The 19,884-nt window shown below is 34.7% G+C and carries 20 protein-coding genes and 1 pseudogene; 10 read left to right on the plus strand and 11 right to left on the minus strand.

Annotated elements, in window-relative coordinates:
- The 3 genes from Q0A18_RS15695 to Q0A18_RS15705 all read left to right on the plus strand — a co-directional run.
- Positions 1-565, plus strand: a 565-nt coding sequence (locus tag Q0A18_RS15695; RefSeq protein ID WP_363315996.1) for a hypothetical protein, incomplete at its 5' end; no start/stop codon positions are given.
- Between the two features lie 9 nt (positions 566-574).
- On the plus strand, positions 575-2,698 hold the full coding sequence (locus tag Q0A18_RS15700) for a cation:proton antiporter (protein WP_292011107.1): 2,124 nt from the start codon (positions 575-577) through the stop codon (positions 2,696-2,698).
- 264 nt (positions 2,699-2,962) lie between these two features.
- Positions 2,963-3,595, plus strand: coding sequence for a DUF308 domain-containing protein (locus Q0A18_RS15705; RefSeq protein ID WP_292011108.1), 633 nt, complete (start codon positions 2,963-2,965; stop codon positions 3,593-3,595).
- A gap of 75 nt (positions 3,596-3,670) precedes the next feature.
- Here the strand turns inward: Q0A18_RS15705 and Q0A18_RS15710 are convergent, their stop codons facing one another.
- The gene (locus tag Q0A18_RS15710) at positions 3,671-4,780 is read right to left on the minus strand and encodes a 5-(carboxyamino)imidazole ribonucleotide synthase (RefSeq protein ID WP_292011109.1); all 1,110 of its coding nucleotides are present in this window, start codon (positions 4,778-4,780) and stop codon (positions 3,671-3,673) included.
- Between the two features lie 296 nt (positions 4,781-5,076).
- Here Q0A18_RS15710 and Q0A18_RS15715 point away from each other — a divergent pair, with 296 nt between their 5' ends.
- Positions 5,077-6,135: a membrane lipoprotein lipid attachment site-containing protein gene (locus Q0A18_RS15715; protein ID WP_292011110.1), complete on the plus strand. Its 1,059-nt coding sequence runs from the start codon at positions 5,077-5,079 to the stop codon at positions 6,133-6,135.
- 97 nt (positions 6,136-6,232) lie between these two features.
- Here Q0A18_RS15715 and Q0A18_RS15720 read toward each other — a convergent pair whose 3' ends face one another.
- Positions 6,233-6,772, minus strand: coding sequence for a DUF1543 domain-containing protein (locus Q0A18_RS15720; RefSeq protein ID WP_292011111.1), 540 nt, complete (start codon positions 6,770-6,772; stop codon positions 6,233-6,235).
- Positions 6,773-6,881: 109 nt separating this feature from the next.
- Here Q0A18_RS15720 and Q0A18_RS15725 point away from each other — a divergent pair, with 109 nt between their 5' ends.
- Both Q0A18_RS15725 and Q0A18_RS15730 read left to right on the plus strand, forming a co-directional pair.
- Complete coding sequence (locus Q0A18_RS15725) at positions 6,882-7,712, plus strand: sulfite exporter TauE/SafE family protein (protein ID WP_292011112.1); 831 nt, start codon at positions 6,882-6,884, stop codon at positions 7,710-7,712.
- Entirely contained in the window at positions 7,709-8,089 is a 381-nt protein-coding gene (locus tag Q0A18_RS15730; RefSeq protein WP_292011113.1) for a DUF1634 domain-containing protein, read from the plus strand. Before Q0A18_RS15725 ends, Q0A18_RS15730 begins: the two co-directional genes overlap by 4 nt.
- A 3-nt stretch (positions 8,090-8,092) precedes the next feature.
- Here Q0A18_RS15730 and Q0A18_RS15735 read toward each other — a convergent pair whose 3' ends face one another.
- Positions 8,093-8,470 (minus strand): VOC family protein, encoded by a 378-nt coding sequence (locus Q0A18_RS15735; RefSeq protein WP_292011114.1) that lies wholly within the window; start codon positions 8,468-8,470, stop codon positions 8,093-8,095.
- A gap of 187 nt (positions 8,471-8,657) precedes the next feature.
- Here Q0A18_RS15735 and Q0A18_RS15740 point away from each other — a divergent pair, with 187 nt between their 5' ends.
- Positions 8,658-9,743 (plus strand): endonuclease/exonuclease/phosphatase family protein, encoded by a 1,086-nt coding sequence (locus tag Q0A18_RS15740; protein WP_292011115.1) that lies wholly within the window; start codon positions 8,658-8,660, stop codon positions 9,741-9,743.
- 33 nt (positions 9,744-9,776) lie between these two features.
- Here the strand turns inward: Q0A18_RS15740 and Q0A18_RS15745 are convergent, their stop codons facing one another.
- The 6 genes from Q0A18_RS15745 to Q0A18_RS15770 form a co-directional block, all read right to left on the minus strand.
- Positions 9,777-10,838, minus strand: coding sequence for a diphosphomevalonate decarboxylase (locus tag Q0A18_RS15745; RefSeq protein WP_292011116.1), 1,062 nt, complete (start codon positions 10,836-10,838; stop codon positions 9,777-9,779).
- A 55-nt stretch (positions 10,839-10,893) separates the two neighbouring features.
- Positions 10,894-12,657: a long-chain fatty acid--CoA ligase gene (locus Q0A18_RS15750; protein WP_292011117.1), complete on the minus strand. Its 1,764-nt coding sequence runs from the start codon at positions 12,655-12,657 to the stop codon at positions 10,894-10,896.
- On the minus strand, positions 12,658-13,671 hold the full coding sequence (locus Q0A18_RS15755; protein WP_292011126.1) for an NAD-dependent epimerase/dehydratase family protein: 1,014 nt from the start codon (positions 13,669-13,671) through the stop codon (positions 12,658-12,660).
- A 249-nt stretch (positions 13,672-13,920) separates the two neighbouring features.
- Positions 13,921-14,700: an alpha/beta fold hydrolase gene (locus Q0A18_RS15760; RefSeq protein WP_292011118.1), complete on the minus strand. Its 780-nt coding sequence runs from the start codon at positions 14,698-14,700 to the stop codon at positions 13,921-13,923.
- 86 nt (positions 14,701-14,786) lie between these two features.
- Positions 14,787-15,506 (minus strand): pyridoxine 5'-phosphate synthase, encoded by a 720-nt coding sequence (locus Q0A18_RS15765; protein WP_292011119.1) that lies wholly within the window; start codon positions 15,504-15,506, stop codon positions 14,787-14,789.
- Positions 15,507-15,527: 21 nt separating this feature from the next.
- On the minus strand, positions 15,528-16,793 hold the full coding sequence (locus Q0A18_RS15770) for a mechanosensitive ion channel domain-containing protein (RefSeq protein ID WP_292011120.1): 1,266 nt from the start codon (positions 16,791-16,793) through the stop codon (positions 15,528-15,530).
- An 84-nt stretch (positions 16,794-16,877) separates the two neighbouring features.
- On the opposite strand from Q0A18_RS15770, the gene Q0A18_RS15775 reads away from it, so the two are divergent.
- Genes Q0A18_RS15775 through Q0A18_RS15785 form a run of 3 tightly spaced genes read left to right on the plus strand, consistent with a single transcriptional unit; the run spans position 16,878 to position 18,830 of the window.
- Entirely contained in the window at positions 16,878-17,756 is an 879-nt protein-coding gene (locus tag Q0A18_RS15775; protein ID WP_292011121.1) for a hypothetical protein, read from the plus strand.
- Positions 17,757-17,816: 60 nt separating this feature from the next.
- Positions 17,817-18,311, plus strand: a complete 495-nt coding sequence (locus Q0A18_RS15780) for a DUF456 domain-containing protein (protein ID WP_292011122.1) — start codon at positions 17,817-17,819, stop codon at positions 18,309-18,311.
- A gap of 12 nt (positions 18,312-18,323) precedes the next feature.
- The gene (locus tag Q0A18_RS15785; protein ID WP_292011123.1) at positions 18,324-18,830 is read left to right on the plus strand and encodes a hypothetical protein; all 507 of its coding nucleotides are present in this window, start codon (positions 18,324-18,326) and stop codon (positions 18,828-18,830) included.
- On the opposite strand, the gene Q0A18_RS15790 is transcribed toward Q0A18_RS15785, so the two are convergent.
- On the minus strand, positions 18,817-19,458 hold the full coding sequence (locus Q0A18_RS15790) for a uracil-DNA glycosylase (protein ID WP_292011124.1): 642 nt from the start codon (positions 19,456-19,458) through the stop codon (positions 18,817-18,819). The genes Q0A18_RS15785 and Q0A18_RS15790 overlap by 14 nt on opposite strands.
- A gap of 38 nt (positions 19,459-19,496) precedes the next feature.
- Positions 19,497-19,884 (minus strand): annotated as a pseudogene (locus tag Q0A18_RS15795) (hypothetical protein); the annotation flags it as partial.

Below are 19,884 nucleotides of genomic sequence, written 5' to 3' on the forward strand. Positions count from 1 at the left end.
GTTAAAAAACACATTCTTTTTATTCATTTCAGTTGCTTTTCTTTTGATGTCCTGTACCAATAAAGAAAAAGAACAGCAGATTGCAGAAAGAGAAAAACAATTATTGGAAAAGGAAAAACTTTTTGCACAGAAGGAATCCCAATATCAGGCTTTATTAAAAATGCGGGACAGTATTTTCTCCCATAAGGATTCTGTAATAATCCCGACATGGCCTCAGGAAATTGCAGGAATCTGGAACAGTAAAGTAATATGTACTGAATCTAATTGCAGTGAATATGTCGTTGGAGATCAGCGTTCGGATATCTGGGAATTCGATCACGATTCTACTCAATTAGTAGTTAAAATCATTAATAACAATAATCTTGTCCGTCTTTATACAGGCAAATTCGAAAACAACGAAATAAAACTTAATTTCAAAACAGATTCCACAGCATCGAAAAAAGTGGAAATGAATGTAGTACTCAATGATATTTCGGATACTAAAATCAAAGGTATCAGAACTATTACATCAGATAACAACTGTACCGCCAAGTTTTCTGTAGAGTTAGTACGCAACAAAAAATAAAAAACACATATGCTATTATTAAGTATCCACAATCTTAGTCTACCTATAGAAGATCCGGTACTGAAATTTTTATTGGTTCTCATTATCATCCTGGCAGCTCCTTTATTGCTGAATAAAATCAAAGTTCCGCATTTGCTGGGGCTAATTATTGCCGGAGCCATCATTGGTCCGAATGGATTTAATGTACTGTCAAGGGACAGTAGTATTGTTGTAACAGGAACTACCGGTTTGCTCTACATCATGTTCCTGGCCGGATTAGAAATTGATATGGGAGACTTTAAAAAGAACAAATGGAAAAGTCTTACTTTCGGAATTTATACTTTTACCGTTCCTTTTGTCTTAGGATTTTTGGGAGGTTATTACCTACTTCATTTTTCTTTATTAACGGCAATCCTTTTTGCCAGTCTATTCTCATCTCACACATTAATTGCCTATCCTCTGGTAAGCAAATTAGGAATTGCTAAGAATACGGCAGTCAATATTACAGTCGGAGGAACTATGATTACAGATGTACTGGCCCTATTGGTACTTGCTATTATTGTAGGAATGTCTCAAGGAGAGGTAGGTACTGCTTTTTGGGTAAAGCTGTCTGTATCATTTATTATTTTTGCTCTAATCGTATTGCTTATATTTCCTATTATCGGAAGATGGTTCTTTAAAAAGGTTGACGATAAAATCTCTCAGTATATCTTTGTTCTGGTAATGATTTATTTAGCGGCTCTATTAGCTGAGCTAGCAGGAGTAGAAGCAATTATCGGAGCTTTCTTTGCCGGACTGGCTTTAAACAGACTTATTCCTCATACATCTTCATTGATGAACAGAGTGGAATTCGTAGGAAATGCCATTTTTATTCCGTTCTTTCTGATCAGCGTAGGAATGTTGATTGATTTTAAGGTATTCTTTAGCAGTTGGGAAACATTGGAAGCTGCAGCTATTATGTTAATTGCCTCTATAGGTGGAAAATACTTGTCTGCTGTAGCTACTCAGAAAACATTTCGTCTTACAAAGGAAGAAGGGAAACTTATTTTCGGACTTAGTTCTGCTTCTGCTGCTGCAACACTGGCATCTGTAATGGTAGGATATAATATCATCATATCAGAAACAGAGACCGGAGAACCGGTAAGATTACTTAACGAGCATGTATTAAACGGAAGTATATTACTGATTTTGGTATCCTGTACCATTTCATCATTCATTTCCATGGCCAGTGCTCAGAAAATTGCTGAAAGTGATAATGAAGATACGGTATCCGGAAATAATCATGAAGAAGAAAATATTCTTCTTGCCATCAACCATGAAGAAACAGTAGAACGAATGGTCAATCTGGGAATTCTGATAAAAGCCCATTCAAATACAGAAGACCTGTATGCCCTGAATGTTATCAATGAAGATAAAAACGAATCATCGGTCAAGAATGCTGAAAAATTGCTTCATCAGGCTACAGACGCAGCCTCAGCTGCCGATGTAAAACTTCAGGCTCTGAAAAGGTATGATAATGATGTAGTGAACGGGATCAACAATGTTATAAAGGAACAGAAAATCACCGACCTTATTATCGGTTTAGAAGATAGTAAAGGATTTTCTCCTTCTTTTGTATATAACCTGTACAACGGGTATCTACAGAATGACGATGTAAATATATTGGTTTATCATGCTGCCCAGCCTATTTCTACCATCAAGAAATATGCAGTAATGATTCCCGCCAACTCTCATAAAGAAGCAGGGTTTTTTCATGCTCTTTTAAGGGTCTGGAATATCGCTCGTAATTCAGGAGCTACCATTACTTTCTATGCTCCTGAAAACATTTTGGATATTCTTCAAAAAATTATCAAAAAAGCAAATATAGAAGCAGAATTCATCATTATGAATACCTGGAAGGATGGTGAAAAAACAGCATCCAAACTGGGAGAAGACGAAGCACTTATTGTCCTAATGGCTAAGCAGGGCATGCAGTCGTACATTCCTCAAATGAGACTTATGCCAGAGCTGCTCAACAGGAATCTGAAAAACAACAATTATCTCCTCATCTTCCCTTTTTCCGAATATGATAAAAATACTGCTGAAAAAAGATCCGTAGGAAATCACGGTGATTTTGTTGAAATAGGAAATATTATTAAAAAAATCTTTAAGTAAAAGTTGCCATATTAATGGATTAAAGGTGTGTTAATCCATTAGTATGACAAGCATCATAATAATTTTAATCAACTTTTAATTTTATCTTTGAGCAATTTTACGTAAATTAGAGTAGGTAAAAAATTACATTTTTGCCTGAAATGAAGTGAGATTAGCATGGGCTAATTTTTCTTTTTACCCACATGCCGGCCGGTAAACTATTAATAAAATAAACACGGACTAGCCGAACACCGTATTTCAAAGTAGGCACAAAATTGATCAACTATGCCAAGTTTATTAAAATCATTTAGAAACTCAGTAAAGCATTGGTACATTCCTCTTATTTTGGGAATTCTTTTTATTGTCCTCGGAATTTATGTATTCAGTTCACCTTTGGCAACTTATCTTGCACTATCTATACTTTTTAGTGCGTCCTTCATTGTTTCAGGACTGTTTGATATTTTCTTTTCCATACAAAATTCAAAATCATTGAATGGTTGGGGATGGTACCTTGTAAGCGGACTACTATCTTTTGGAATGGGTATATTTCTGATTGCCTATCCTCAGATTTCTATGTCTATTCTTCCCTTCATTGTAGGATTTACCGTTATGTTCCGTTCTTTTCAATTATTGGGAATTTCTTTAGATCTTAAAGATGCTCATGTATTAAAATGGGGAAATCTGGCTATTTTTAGCGTATTGGGAATTATTCTTTCCTTTATGCTGTTAGCTAACCCTATTTTTTCCGGAATTTCACTAGTTGTTCTTACCGGTTTAGCTTTCATCCTTGTAGGAGTAGCTTCTATTATCTTAGCTTTTGATTTAAAAAAACTTAAGGACTTCCCTAAGAGATTAAGTCATGAAATAAAAGAAAAGATTGAAAATTTACAGGAAGAAATCAATGAAAGAATGAGGTAATAAAATCTGATTCAAATATAAAAAGACCACTTATAAAGTGGTCTTTTTATTGTCTTATGTCTTATGATATTCAGATTAAGCCTTTACTTTGACCATAGCTTTTACTTTGACCAACTTTTCCATTAATTCTTCTCTGGACTCTGCCAAAACATTAATATGTCCCATTTTTCTACCAGGTTTTGTTTCTGTTTTTCCATATAAATGGACATATGTTTTAGGCAGTTTCAATACCTCCTCCAATCCCTCATAAACTACTTTTCCGGAAAAGCCTTCAGCCCCTACAAGATTAAGCATACCGCTATAAGTGGAGGTATCAGTATCTGCCAAAGGTAAGTTTTTCACGACACGATACATCTGTTCAAACTGTGAATTAGCATTTCCTTCCTGACTCTGATGCCCTGAATTATGTAATCTCGGGGCTGTTTCATTTACCCATACTTTTCCTTCTTTATCAAGGAATAATTCAATCGCAAATAAGCCCGGGGAATTAACCGCTGCTAAAAATTTTTCTGTAATGAAGTGGATTTGATTTTGAATATCTACACTCAGCTGAGTCGGACAAATATTAAAATCCAACAGATTAAGCTTAGGATCTGCAACCATTTCCGTAACAGGAAAAGTTTTCGTTTCTCCATTTTCATTTCTGGCTACGATCACTGAAAGTTCTTTGTCTATATCTACTAAGCTTTCCAGTACCGTAGGTTCTTTCCATAAATGCTGATAATCTTCTTCCGTTCTGATCACCTGAACTCCTTTTCCATCATATCCTCCCGTATTCATTTTCTGAACAAAGGGTAAAGGCATCATTATTTTGTCATTACCATCCCACATTACTTCAAAATCAGGACTCGGAATATTATGTGCTTTATAAAACTCTTTCTGAAGTATTTTTTGCTGAATTGTTTTAACAATTCTGGCATTAGGTACCACTTTCACACCCTGATTTTCCAATTCAGCAAGGGCATCAGCATTCACATGCTCTATTTCAATGGTGACAACATCTTTATCTTTCCCAAAATCCAGAACCGTCTGATAGTCGTTGAAATTTCCTTGTGTGAAGTAAGATATGTTATGACATGGTGCATCCAAAGCGGGATCCAGTGTATAGAATTCATCATCGTAGTTTAATGCATTCTGGATGAACATTCTTCCTAACTGTCCTCCTCCTAAAATACCTATTTTCATTTTATTTTGATTAGATTTATCATTACTCTATTCAGCTGTAAATATCTGAATAACAAAATTTTATTTAGAATTAAAGAAATAAGTGGCACTCATGGCAGCACTTGGTGCCAAAGATAATTATTAAATAGCTTATTTTCCAACTTCATTTCTTCTTCAATTATATTTTTTTGACTATTAGAATATTAATTAATAATAAATCCAATATCAATTCTCGATTAACATTAATTATGTTAAGCATAATTAAATGCTAATTCACTTATTTTTGAACTATAAAATCACTCTAAAAACAACAAGTTATGAAAAAAATCATTTTCTCATTTTTAACAATTCTAATTTTATCTGCCTGTCAAAGAGAAGATCTGGGTACAGACAATGCGGCCCTAACCGAAGTTAATCAAGAAAATTTAGTTGCAAAAGCTGGAAATGGAAGAGTACTCAGGGACCTGTCGGATATTTTTCGCGGTTCATATGACGCTTACTATCCCAGTTCCGATGACCGGTTTAAATTATTAGGTCATTTTGATAAAAATTTAGATGCGATTAGTGTTTTTTTTAAAAAATTACCGCTAATTAATGGTACAGCAGCTTATCACATGTATATTCTATGCTATGATCATCGAAGAAAAATAGAATGGATATATAGAGCAGGGCCTGCTGCCCAGCCAGATGCCATCCACACCTTTGTTTATATTCTAACCGGAGCAACTCCTCCACCAATACCAGGTGTACAAAGTTTTGGGCATCTAACGGGGCAAGTAGGACTTAACCGACCTTATGAGCTTAAGACTGATCCAAGGGATCCTTCTAAAAAAGTAGAGATCGGCTCAATAGACTTTGACGGGCAACAAAAAAATATAGGTGTAGTGGTTAAAGTTGCAGATAACTTAACTAACATATTTAACAGTTTTGAAGCGTCAGATGCCTTTATCAATGACTTAAAGGTAAGATATAATCCTTATTATCCAAACTCTAATTCTTATGTAACTACGTTATTGAAAAGAGCAAATTTACTATCAGCAAAAGAAGCAATTGACAGCTACCCAAGTAATACACCAAATAAACAATACTTTACTAATCTATTTACTCCAGGAGCTTTTGTGATAGATTTAAACAATAAATATGTTGTAACAGACAATAGAAAAGGTCGTAATCTACAAAATCTGACACAAGCTCAAAGTAAAGCAATTAGCGATAAGCTAAAAGGAGAAAGAACTACACTTGATAATATGACAAATGATCATTATTATGATGATCTTGAATATGATCTTGTAAAACAAATGGCACTTCAAAAAAGTCAGATGGGATTACAAAATATCAGATATGCTCCCCGTCCGGCTTTTATAGCTGAACCTTAATAAGTATAATTCTAATAAAGAATTATTTTAACAAGGCAATCTTTATTTTCAAGATTGCCTTGTTACATTGTTATATAAAATATGTTTGCTTTAATACTTAAACTTTTAAATAGCCTACCTTAACTATATTATATTGATTCTCAGCTTCTGTTCTTTCCAATATAATAGAATATTTCTCTTTCATATTTTTTGGCAGAATGTCATGAACACTAAAAATATCGTCAATATCTACTCCATGCTTGTCATCAATATGACTTACTGCATTCTCAAAACCCATTGTTTTATAAAACTCGGTTTCTTTTACTCTTTTTACAACTTCACCCATAGATTTTCCTACCATAAGATGCTGCTCATGAAATTCTTCAAAGAAACCTTTCTTGTATCCGCCTAAATTAATAAAGAACAATTGATTTTCAGAAGAATTCTCTGTTTTTTCCACAATTTTCAACTCATATCCGTCAGCAAATTGTACCACCTGGTAACAATCTACATGAATTTTCCCATCTGCTTCTTTCCAGAAATCTTTCATATCCGGCACAAGATCTTTAAGGTTTTCAGCAATTCCAAAAAACACATCGTGCTGTTCTATATTTCTTCCTTTAGGAGTAGCACCCAGGATAATGTAAAATAATTTCATTTCGCTTCTTTCCTGCAAAATTAAACCATATTTATATTTTTCTAAAATTAAGTTCAATTTATATTTTTTTAAGTTTGTCTGAAAGTCGCAATAGTTTTATCTTTGTGACATGTCAGAAATCATCATTCTCTTTCTTGGGGCCATTTCTGCCGGTCTCCTTGGATCTCTTACGGGTTTGGGAGGAGGAGTTATTATTATCCCTTTATTAACTCTCGGTTTTGGTGTTCCCATGCACTACGCAATTGGAGCATCCTTAATTTCAGTAATCGGAACCTCATCAGGTGCAGCTGTTGCTTTTGTAAAAGAAGGATTTACCAATATGAGGATCGGGATGTTTCTGGAAATTGCAACAACAGCCGGAGCTATTATAGGTGCCATTGTTTCAGGAGCCCTTAATCCCAATACGATTGGAATTATCTTCGCCAGTATCCTAATCCTTACTGTTATCTTAAATCTTAAAGGAAAGCCTGATCATCAGGAGCCTCTTATCAAAGGTAGCCTTGAAGATAAATTGAAGCTGTATGGAACATTTCCCGATAAAGGTGTGATTAAAAGCTATTCAGCCCGAAATACAATTCCCGGATTTCTGATGATGATGTTTGCCGGAGCTATGTCCGGTCTTTTAGGTATAGGCTCAGGTGCTTTAAAGGTATTGGCAATGGATAATATGATGAGATTACCTTTTAAAGTATCTACCACGACTAGTAACTTCATGATCGGAGTAACAGCAGTAGCAGGTGCACTGATTTATTTCCAGAGAGGGGAAATTATTCCTGTAATTGTTGCCCCTGTATTAATAGGAGTTGTAATAGGAAGTTTTATAGGTTCAAAAACATTAATGGTTTCAAAAACGAAAAAATTAAAAACATTTTTCGCTATCGTCATTACCATTTTATCAGTTTATATGATGTATAACGGTATTAATCAAAGCTTCAGATGAGAAAGAACTTCACAGATCTTGATTTAAACCGTTCCGTAGGAAATCTTCTTCGGTTAGGTGTTATTTTATCGGTTATCACTTCACTTATAGGATTCATTAAGCTTTTTTTAGAAGGCTTTACGATGCCTAAAGATTATTCATTTCCTCCATTAAACTCTTCCCAAAAAGTATGGGCCAACTTCTGGGATTCTTTATGTTTAGGAAAAGGGGAAGCTATTATCCAACTGGGAATTCTTATGCTGATTTTCACTCCTTTAATGAGAATTATATTTGCCTTGATCGGATACCTTAAAGAAAAAGATTATGTATATGTGGTCATTTCAGCCATTGTACTAGCCATTATGACTATAAGTTTTCTTACAGGGTATGCTCATTAGTCCTCATACTTCGTAAAACTCCAAAGGAAGCTGATCGGGGTCCTGAGTAAAAAAGAATTCTTTTCCCGTAAATTCATCAACACGGATTTCTTCACAGTTCAGGCCTTTTTGTATTAATTCCTGACGTTTCTCCGACACATTATCTACCGCGAAAGCCAAATGCCTTAATCCACAAGCTTCGGGACGGGACGGTCGCGGAGGTGGAGACGGAAAAGAAAATAATTCAATAATATAGTGATCTCCTATAGCTAAATCCAGTTTATAAGATTTTCTTTCTTCACGATATACTTCGCGGATAATATTTAAACCTAAAATTTCTGTATAAAATCTTTTGGAGACTTCGTAATCGGATCCGATGATGGCAATATGATGAATTTTCATAAGGTTTTATTTAATATAAGAGACACAAATAATTTTCACTTCAAATTTATAAGATAGTTTAGGAAAATCAAAAATATTTGATGGCTCATTTCTCCCCGCTTTAATATTCCGCTCATAAATAATCAATAGTATATTTATTGAAATTATGTAAAAATATCTTAATTTCACACCCATTATAATAAACAATATGGAATATATTTATTCATTTCTAACCATAACATTATTAATTTCAACATTCTTGCCTAAAATACAGCATCCTCATTGGATATTCAGGGTTCCGGAATTTGGAAAAATACAGATTACTTATTTTATTTTAATTACTTTTATAATAGGCTTCTTTCTCGATCATGCACCTTTAAACGTATTGTATATTCAAGGTGGTTTAGCATTATTATTTATATATCATTGGACAACACTTATAAAATATACTCCTGTTTACCCAGTAAAAAAAGAATACAACCATCATCACTTTTCAAAAAAGATTAGTTTTATTTCAGCGAATGTTTATCAGTTCAATAAAAAGTATAACAAATTCATAGAACTTGTGGATAAATATGAACCACATATTATTCTTACTATGGAAAGTAATAAGGATTGGGAAAAAGCTCTGCGCTCAATAGAAAGCAACTATCCCTATCAACATAAGGTAACTCTTGAAAACACTTATGGAATGCATTTCTATTCTAAATTGAAAATAAAAAGTGCCCAAACCCATTATTTTGTTGCCGATGATATCCCTAGTATAGAAATTCATCTGGAAACTTCCGATGGATTTTCTTTTGTATTTTTTGGAGTACACCCTCCACCTCCCAGCCCTACGGAAGAAGAGACCTCCAAAGAGAGAGATGGAGATTTATTGAGTGTCGCCAGAAGGATAAAAGAGCTTAAACATCCGGTAATTGCAGTTGGAGATTTTAATAATGTAGCATGGTCCAGATCGTCTATTCTATTTAGAAAAACGAGTAATCTTATTGATCCTAGAATAGGACACGCCTTCGTCTCCACCTTTCACGCCAAATATAAAGCCTTTCGGTTTCCTATAGACCTTATGTTTCACAGCAAGGAAATATTTATTAAAAAATTATCAGCTCTTGAAAATTTTGGCTCAGACCATCTTCCTGTTTATTGTGATTTTTTCATAGATCCTTCCAATAATAAGCAGGCAGAAAAGATAGAAAGAGCAAATCCACAAGAAAAAGCAGAAGCCAGGGAAATGATTGAGGAAGGTAAAAAGGAAGAAGGTCAACGGGATTCTGTAGCTTCAGAAAACTAATTAGTGTTCCCAATAGACATCCTTATTTCCTTATCAAAACTTCATAATATCTTTTACAACTCCATTTTTCTGAGTATGAGGTAACAATTCAGTATCTATAAAGGTCTTGATTTTTTCGTCTGAACTTCCTGCGGGAAATAAAAGATGTACATTCGCTCCTGCATCCAAAGTAAAGAATAATGGCAAACCTGTCTCTTTTCGGAAGTCCCATATTTTGTTGATCACTTCCAGCGTTCCTGTTTTCATCAGGATGAAAGCAGGATCACTCATCATCATCATGGCATGAAGAGTTAGAGCTTCATGCTCCACTAATGTGATAAATTGTTGTAAATTTCCACTTTTTAGAATTTCTTTCATGGGAACAAAGTTATCTCTGGCTTCCTGAAACCTTCTTTCCGCATAAGGGTTGGTTTTCATAAGACCATGTCCTACCGTGGAAGAGACACTTTTCTGCCCTTCATGAATGAGTAAAACCCAGTCATTAAAATTCCTGAATATTTCATGGATTTCAGCATCAGGATATTTTACGGCATATAAATCAGAGCTTCCTTCTATTACATCAGATTCCCCCCATACAACAAGTCCGTTGTATAAACTTCTGCAGGCACTTCCACTTCCTAACCTTGCCAAAAAGGAAGCTTTTCTTAGCGCATCTTCTTCAGTAATTTTTCCGGTAAAAATCTCATCCAATTTCATTAAACATTTGGCTATGGCTCCAAATCCTGAAGCCGAACTCGCAATCCCTGAGCTGTGCGGAAAGGTATTTTCTGTTCTGATTATATATTTACCTTTTAAAATCCATGGTAAATACTGTTCTATATTTCTAAAGTATTTTTCAATTTTCTCGGCAAACTTCACTTCTTCATTGCCTGCCAGATAGGTTTGGACGGAAAAAGATTCATTTGCTATAAATTCCATTGCCGTATTCGTTTTACAATGATTTAAAGTATAGCTTATACTTGGATTAGCAGGAATCTGCTGGTCATATTTTCCCCAATATTTTATCAGGGCTATATTTGACGGGCAGCTTTCTGAAACCGTTTGATTATGAATTGTATTAATTTGTTTTCCTAAAAACTCCTGTATTGTCGTCATAATTTAATTAAAAAGTAAAAAACCGGTACTGAACATAACAGTTTAGTCGCAGTTATTAATACATTTTTTCTATAATATCCGCATATTTTTTAAGCACTACATTTCTTTTCACCTTCAATGTCGGTGTAATCTCTCCTGTATTGATTTCAAATTCAGAAGACATTAAAGTAAATCTTTTCACTTTCTCGAAATCGGAAAGCTCTGTTTGCAATTCCTTTATTTTTTGTTTATAGAAATTAACAATCTCTTCTTTTTTTACAATTTCTTCCCAACTGCTGAAAGGAATATTGAGTTTTTTAAGATAATCTCTTAAGAACTCAAAGTTCGGTACGATCAGGGCAGAAACAAACTGTCTTCCTTCTGCAATTAACGTAATCTGCTGAATGTAATTGTTATTGGTAAGAATATTTTCAATCTGCTGAGGCGCTATATACTTACCGTTAGAAGTTTTCATCAGATCCTTGATCCTGTCAGTAATGATTAAGTTTCCCTTTTCATCAAATTTTCCGGCATCTCCGGTTCTGAACCATCCATCTTCCGTAAATACTGCTTTTGTATCTTCAGGACGGTTATAATATCCCTTCATAATTCCGTTTCCTTTTGCCTGAATCTCATTATCTTTTCCTATTCTGATTTCCACACCCGGTAAAGGAACTCCACAGGAGCCGTGTTCAAAATGAGTAAAAGGGAATAAAGTAAGCGTTGCAGTTGTCTCTGTCAATCCATATCCTACCGTTACATGAATTCCTACAGATTCAAAGAAACGGGTTACTTCCGGAGATACGGAAGCACCACCACATGGAAGGAGCCATAATCGACCTCCCAATCTTTCTTTAATTTTATTAAAAACCAAAGCATCGGCTATTGAGCTTTTAAGCTTCAAACCAAGCGAAATAGGCTTTTCAGTCCTTCTTAATTCAGCAGTTTGCTTTCCTACCCCCAAGGCCCAATTGAAAATTTTCTTTTTCATAGAGGAACTTTCTTCCACCATTTCATTCACACCTGCATAGATCTTTTGGAAAAATCTCGGAACAGAGCACATCATGGTGGGTTTTACCTCTGCCATTGCTTTTGCAATATTCTTAGGATCCTCAAGAAAATACACTCTTGCACCACCATACAGACAAAGCAAACTCCAGCTTCTTTCAAAGACATGACTTAATGGTAAAAATGCCATGGAAAGCTCTTCCTCAAAATTTTTAAATTTAAAAAAGACAAAATGGGCATCAATCGCCTTAACAAAATTACCATGGGTAAGCATAACTCCTTTGGGAATTCCCGTGGTTCCTGAGGTATATATTAATGTCGCAACATCTTCTTCTTCTCTCTTACTGATTTCTAATTTAGGAGAAGCCTTGGCAATAAAATCTTCGAGGTAAAAGGTATTTTCTTTTTTTATCCAAACCGCTTTTTTAGTGACAATAATGGTTTGTAGCTGATTACCTTCTTTATTTAGAATTTCAAAACAGGCATCATACTGCATCTGATTTCCTACCAAAACAACTTTAGATCCTGAATCGGTAAGAATATATTCAGCCTGCTCTGCATTATTCGTGGAATATATAGGTACGCTAATTGCGCCAATAGACATAGTAGCAAGATCAAAAATCATCCATTCTGCCGAATTATCAGCATAAATTGAAACTTTGTCATTTTCCTGAACCCCTGCTTCTTTAAGAGCATTCGCCGTTTTAAAGATCAACTCCTCAAATTTTTGCCAGCTCAGTTCTTTCCATTCATCTTTCTTCTTAAAACCTATTGCTGATTTTAAAGGATGTTTTTCTACATTTTTGGTGATAATTGCTTCTGCAAGATTCATTTATTTCTTCAGCTTTTTGTCGTTAATATAATTATTGAGATGGAAATCAATGCTTTCCGAAACAGATATGAATTGATAATCTAAATATTCTTTCACTTTATGACTGGAGATCGTATTAAAGGATGAAATTGCTTCTATATTGGATTTGGTAATCATTCTCAGTTTAGGGATCAGCCATCCGAAAAGTATATTGGCTATCCTGCCGATATTCAGTTTTGTTTTTGAAAGGATCTTTGCCTCCTTCAATCCCAGCTTTCGGCGAATCTGATTTCCTATTTTTTCATATTTAACATTTTCTGCAACAATGATAAACCGCTCATCAAAAATATTTTTTTCCATCAAATCTACAGCAATAATGGCAACATCTCTTACATCTACATAAGCAGAGCCGCCGGAAAAGGTGAAACTATTGTCTTCAAAAGTATGAAAAAGCTCTCCGCTGCTCTGGTTCCAGTTTCCACTTCCTATAATAATTCCCGGATTAATGATGATTGTTTTTAAGCCCTCTCCTGCCGCTCTCCAAACTTCCATTTCGGATAAATGTTTTGAGATAGCGTAAGAAGAATGCTCAAGTTTAGGATTAAATTCCGAATCTTCATCCAGTTCCCCTTTTTCATTAAACCCATCCAAAACGGCAACAGAACTTACATGAAGAAATTTTTTAACCGTGGAACCTTCACAGGCATATAAGAGATTTTCCGTCCCATTAACATTGGTACGGTACATCTCTCTTTCATCGTTTGGATGAAAGCTTACTTTTGCGGCGGTATGATATACTTCTTCTATTCCTTCTAAAGCACTTTCCAGAGAAGCAACATCCTCAAAATCCACATCTATCCATTCGATCGCATCAAAGTATTCATCAGCTTTATCGGTATAAAATGTATAAGAATGTCTTACTTCCTGAATATTACTTGTCGGTCTCTTGGAAGCACGTACTTTCTTTCCCCTCTTTAGAAGTTCTAAAGTGATCACTCTTCCTAATATACCGGTAGCACCTGTTACAAAAACCATCAATTATTTGCCTTATAATTACAAATTAGCACCTCATTATTACGCCTTAAAGATAAATAATATTAGTGACTTGCCAACTTATTTGCTTTCAGAGAAATTATAAGTTATTACCCCTGCCATAAGTTTTTGCAAATTTGCAATTTTTCAAACATAATTCACTTTAATTTAACTAATAATATTACTAAAAAAACAATATTATCCGTTTAAAAACCAATGGGAACCAGATAAGACTTTGGGGAGTTTATTCTATTAATTTAATTCTAAAAATTCTTTCACCACTTTGGCAAATTCCACAGGATTATCTGCCTGAACCCAATGGGCGGCATTTTTCACAGTGATGATCTTTGCTTTGGGGAATTGTTGTTTAATTGCATATTCGTCCTGAGGTAGAATATAATTGGATTTTTCACCGGAAATAAATAAAGTATCACCCTCAAAAACACCAAATTTAATAGCATTAGAAACAAACTCCGTATATTTTTCAGATAAGGTTTTCAGATTGAATCTCCAGTTAAGTTTTTTATTATCATCCCAGTATAGATTCTTAGTGAGGAACTGGATAGTTGGTTTATCCGGAATATACTGATTTAAAACAGCTTCCACTTCACTTCTCGAATTAACCGTATTAAAATCAACACTTTCCAAGGCCTTAATCACTCCCTGATGATGGGGTGGATAGGCTTTTGGTGAAATATCTACAACAATCAGCTTCTCCACTTTCTCAGGATATTTTACAGCAAACTGCATTACGGCTTTTCCCCCTAAGGAATGTCCTAATACATGAGCTTTCTCTATTCCATAGTGAGCCATATAATTCGCAATATCATCGGCAAGGTCATCATGGGACATATTTTCTGAATGAAAGCTTCTTCCGTGATTCCTTAAATCCAGTAAATGTACAGGAAGCTGCTCACCTAAATCTTTTCCAAAGCTTCCCCAGTTATCAAGCATTCCAAATAAACCATGAAATACCAGAAGTGGCGTAGTAGAAAGTTCTTCGCCAAATATTTTTGAATGTAAAATTTCCATATAGTTTGTTTAATCTCAGTTATCAGCTATCATTTAAAAATAAATTTTCTGCTTCAATAACTTTAATTACTAATTCCTATTTAAATTTACCACTTTGCCAATCTTTTCAGATAAGCCTGAATTGTATTTTCCAACCCCATATATAAAGCTTCCGAGATCAAAGCATGACCTATGGAAACTTCTAAAAGATTAGGAATTTCATCGGCAAAATATTTTAAATTATCAAGACTAAGATCATGTCCAGCATTAAGCCCCAGCCCGAAATCAGCAGCTACTACAGCTGTATCATAATAGGGTTTTATAGCTTGTTCTTTATTGATAGAATAGTTTTTTGCATAAGCTTCCGTATACAATTCAATTCTGTCAGCTCCTGTTTTGGCAGCATATTCTACCAACTGCGGATGCGGATCCAGGAAAATAGAAGTACGGATGCCCGCATTTTTAAATTCAGAAATAATCTCCGTTAAAAAACTTAAGTGTTTTTTGGTATCCCAACCAGCATTGGAAGTAATAGCATCATCTGCATCAGGAACTAAAGTTACCTGCTCCGGTTTTACCTCAAGCACCATATCGATAAACGGCTGATGAGGATTTCCTTCTATATTGAATTCTGTTGTTACTAAAGGTTTAAGATCATAAACATCTTTTCGGGTAATATGTCTTTCATCCGGTCTTGGATGAATAGTAATCCCCTGTCCTCCAAATTCCTGAATCTTAATCGCGGCTTCTGTTACACTTGGCGTTTCACCTCCTCTGGCATTTCTTAACGTCGCAATTTTGTTAATATTGACACTTAATTTTGTCATTTCGTTATAATTTCTATTCTTTTAAATTCTAATATTCACCTGCATAATTTCCAGATCAAACTCCTTGGATGCTACCAGTAAATGATCAAATATATCAGACTGTATCTGCTCATAGTTATTCCAATTTGAATCATTGGTAAAACAATAAATCTCCAATGGCATTCCCTGCGGCGTAATTTCCATCTGGCGAACCAGAACCGTTTCTGTCTGGTCTATATTATCATTATGTTTAAGATATTCAAGAGCATATCTCCGGAAAGCACCGATATTAGTAAGCTGTTTCCCATTGATCATTTTATCCGCATGATCTATCTTGCTTCGGAGTTTCTTGAGTTCGGTTTGTTTTTGTAAAAGATAATCTTTCAATAAGTTAATTTCCATCAGCCTTTTCAGTAATTCATCATCTAAAAATTTAAATGAATTGATATTGAATATAATGGATTTTTTTATTCTTCTGGTATTACTCTCCGACATCACCTGAATATTTTTTATTTCAGTACTCATAAGGTCATACGTAGGAATTGTGGAAACCGTCTTATCGAAATTCTGAATTTTTGTGGTCAATAAGCTGATATCTTCTATCGTGCCTTCCAGGCCATATTTAGGAATTCCTATCCAGTCTCCTACTTTAAGGTTTTTAGAAGTCGCCACATTCAGGCTGGTAATAAATCCAAGAATAGTATCCCGGAAAACCAATACCATTACTGCTGTAATAGCACTGAGACTCCCAATAATAGTGGTTCCCTTAATTCCGAAAATAACAGCAATACTAAGAATGGAAAAAATGAAAGTTCCAATAATTTTAATGGTAGCCGATATACTTCTTAAAGCAAAATTTTTATAAAAATCCTGTTTAATAAAATTATAATATTCAAATGCTTTTAATGATCTGAGCCCCATTCCCGCAACAATCAATACAAAACCAAGATTTACTGATCTTACAATAAAAATGGTAGTGGCTTTCAAAGCCCCTGAAAAAATGGAATCATGAATACTTCCTATTATGGTAAGGGCCACTAAATGGGCAACAGAATTTGTAATCTTTGAATGATAAATGGATTTTAAAACAGGATATTTTTTCTCATTTTTAAAAAAACTGAAAACTCCATTTATACAAAATTTGAGGAGAAAGTCAATGACCAGAAAAATAGCAATAAGCAGCAGGAATTTAACCATAATATGAAATATCCATTCAAAACCAGATGGGGACACCTGACTGATGTAGATATACAGTTGCTCACTATACTCCTGCAAGAAGTTTTTTGTTTCTTTTAATTGATCATTCACAGAAACAAATTTACAAAATAATAAATCTCACCTATTATTATTTTAAAATTTAATATTTTTTATATTTGCGTAAACAATTAAATTATGATGAAAAAAAATGGGAGCATAGCCCTTCTAGGCCTAGCTCTATCACTAAGTTTATTTTCGTGTTCAGACAGTGATACAGACAGTTACAGTCTCTACAATCAAAAAAACAATGCCATTAGTTTTTATTCTCATCTTTATTCATCCAAATCTCAAGATGATGCAGATGCTTATGTTGGCATTGGATATAAAGAACACCAGGCTGAATCAGAAAATTTCACTTATAGCGGATTAAAAAACTATGCTCTGAAAGAAGCAAGCAGTCCCAATCACAGCATTAAAATCCATAGAATTATCGGACAGGGGAACTATGTTTTTCTCCATATAGAAGAGAAAGAGGGAAATGCTACCATCGCACGGGGAGAACTTTTCAAGTTCAACTCTAATGGCAAAATTATTGAACATTGGGGAAATCTACAGATACAGCCTGATATTACCGCCAGCGGGCGCACAATGTTTGACGGAGCTTCTATTAATTACAAATTAACATCAGGAGAAGAAAATATCACTAAATTTCAAAAGGCGGATACTGATATGTTTAATAATCTTGACTATTCCATTGTGGAAGCTACAAGAGTGGCTACAACATCATCCACTGTGTATAAACAACATAACCCTTATATTAAAGATGGCCGAGAGCAGCTGGGCCTTTGGTTTACACAGATGAAGAACCAGGGTACAAAGCTAATCATGACCAATAAGGTGATTTTGGCCGAAGGTGATTTCATTGTGGAAATGAACCACATGAATACCAATAACGGAGAGGATCAGGAATTGATTTTTGATATGATAAGAGTAAGACCTGAAGATGGTTATACAGATGAACATTGGGATATTGTTCAATCTGTTTTAGGTAAAGACCTTACTAAAATATTTTAAGCATAAAAACTCACCACATATTCTGGTGAGTTTTTTTATCTTGCATTCATATTTAAAACTATGGATTCAACACTATTAATCAATATTCTTTGTATTATTTTACTGGTTATCGGAATTTTAGGAACTTTCCTTCCGGTATTGCCTGGACTGATCGTGAGCTTTGCAGGACTTCTTATTTATAAATATGGGACTGATGCAGACCTGCCCGTTATCTACATCTGGATATTCGGAATTCTTACTTTAGCCTCTGGCATCCTGAACTATGTAATCCCCGCAAAAACCAATAAAAAGTATGGGGGAACAAGCTGGGGAAGTATCGGCTCAGTCATAGGAACGATTGTCGGAATGTTTCTTCCTATTCCTCTAGGATTCTTAATAGGAATGTTTGCGGGAGTTTTTATCGGAGAACTGCTTCATGACAGTAAAGATATGAACAAAGCTATCAAATCTACCAAAGGTGCTTTTATAGGATTTCTTTATGGAACGGGATTCAGTTTTGTAACAGGTATGGCAATGTTTTTGGTAGTAATATTAAATATGTTCAATATTTTATAAAAACAATTAACTATGTTACATAAAGCCATCATATTCAGTTTAGCTGTATTATCATTAGCCAACTGTAATGCTCAAAAGAAGAACAAAACAAAATCAGGTCAGATTTCAGCCCAGAATTCCGGTGTGAAATCTCAGGCTCAGCCTAAAGACAGCAATATCATTTATTTTAATGAGGGGGAAAATAAATTTCTGGAAGAATATAAAATGAATGTTACTTTCAAAAATATTTCTGAAGACAGCAGATGCCCTGCAGATGTCAATTGCGTATGGGCCGGAGTAGCTGTTGCTAATGTTGAAGTAATGGGACTTGCAACCAGACCCAGAACATTGCAGCTTTCGACCCTTGAAAATGCGGAAAGAAATTATCATCAGTCTGCTTCCTTCAACGGCTATGCAATTACCCTAACAGAAGTAACGCCTTATCCTACTTCTACAGAAGGATCCAAATCATTACATGGAAAATACCGCATTGGTATTACTATTAAAAAAGGCAGTCCAACAGATTCTACCATGAAATAGGCTTCTTCCCTTTAGAAACGAGATACTCATTAATCTTGGAAAAAGGCTTGCTTCCGAAAAATCCCCGATGTACTGAGAAGGGTGAAGGATGTGCCGATTTAAGAATAAAATGTTTAGCCGGATCAATGAGTTCGGCTTTTTTTTGCGCAAAAGATCCCCAAAGTACAAAAACCACATTTTCCTTTTTATCTGAAATTTCTTTAATAATATAATTGGTAAATGTTTCCCATCCTAAATCTTTGTGGGAGTTGGGAGAATGCGCACGTACAGTTAATGTTGCATTAAGCATTAAAACACCTTGTTTCGCCCAATCATCCAGCTCTTTTGAAGTTCTGACAACTCCAAGATCATCTTTAAGCTCAATAAAAATGTTCTGTAAGGATGGTGGTGCTGCTACCTGCTCTGAAACCGAAAAACACAATCCATTGGCCTGAAAATCATTATGATAAGGATCCTGCCCGATAATAACCACCTCAATATCATCAAAAGCTGTTAATTCCAATGCCCTGAAAATTTGATTTCTGGGAGGAAATACCTTGGTTGCAGCGTATTCCTGTTTTACTTTGTTCCAAAGATTCGTAAAGTACTCTGTATTTTTTATAGGGGCTAAAACTTCTTTCCAGGTCATATTATGTGGCATTAATATATATTATCAGGTGTTCTTTTTTATCGAGATATTTTAAAGCTCTTACAAACTAATATTACATTATAAAAGAGTATAATTGAAATTAAAAATATCCAAATCCAGTACCCAATATTGTATTCAAGTATGAGTCCTATTCTTCCATTTTCAGCAACAAGAATTTCTCCCCACATTAAAAAACTTATTGCAATCAAAAATGAAATAATCGAAAGGAATAAATTAGTTTTTACATTCTTAAAATAAGCTCTTAATGCAAAAAATGATAAGGGATTAGCAAGCCAAACTATAGATTCAAATAATCCTCCTCCCAAAAAGGCAATTGGGCCCGTTAAAAAAAGCTCAGATGATTTATATTTTTTTATTCCTTCGTAATCTTTTACCGTAATGGCTGTAAAAAACAGTGACAAAATA

Origin of the sequence: Chryseobacterium sp. (assembly GCF_022712095.1) — a bacterium.
Taxonomy (GTDB): domain Bacteria; phylum Bacteroidota; class Bacteroidia; order Flavobacteriales; family Weeksellaceae; genus Chryseobacterium.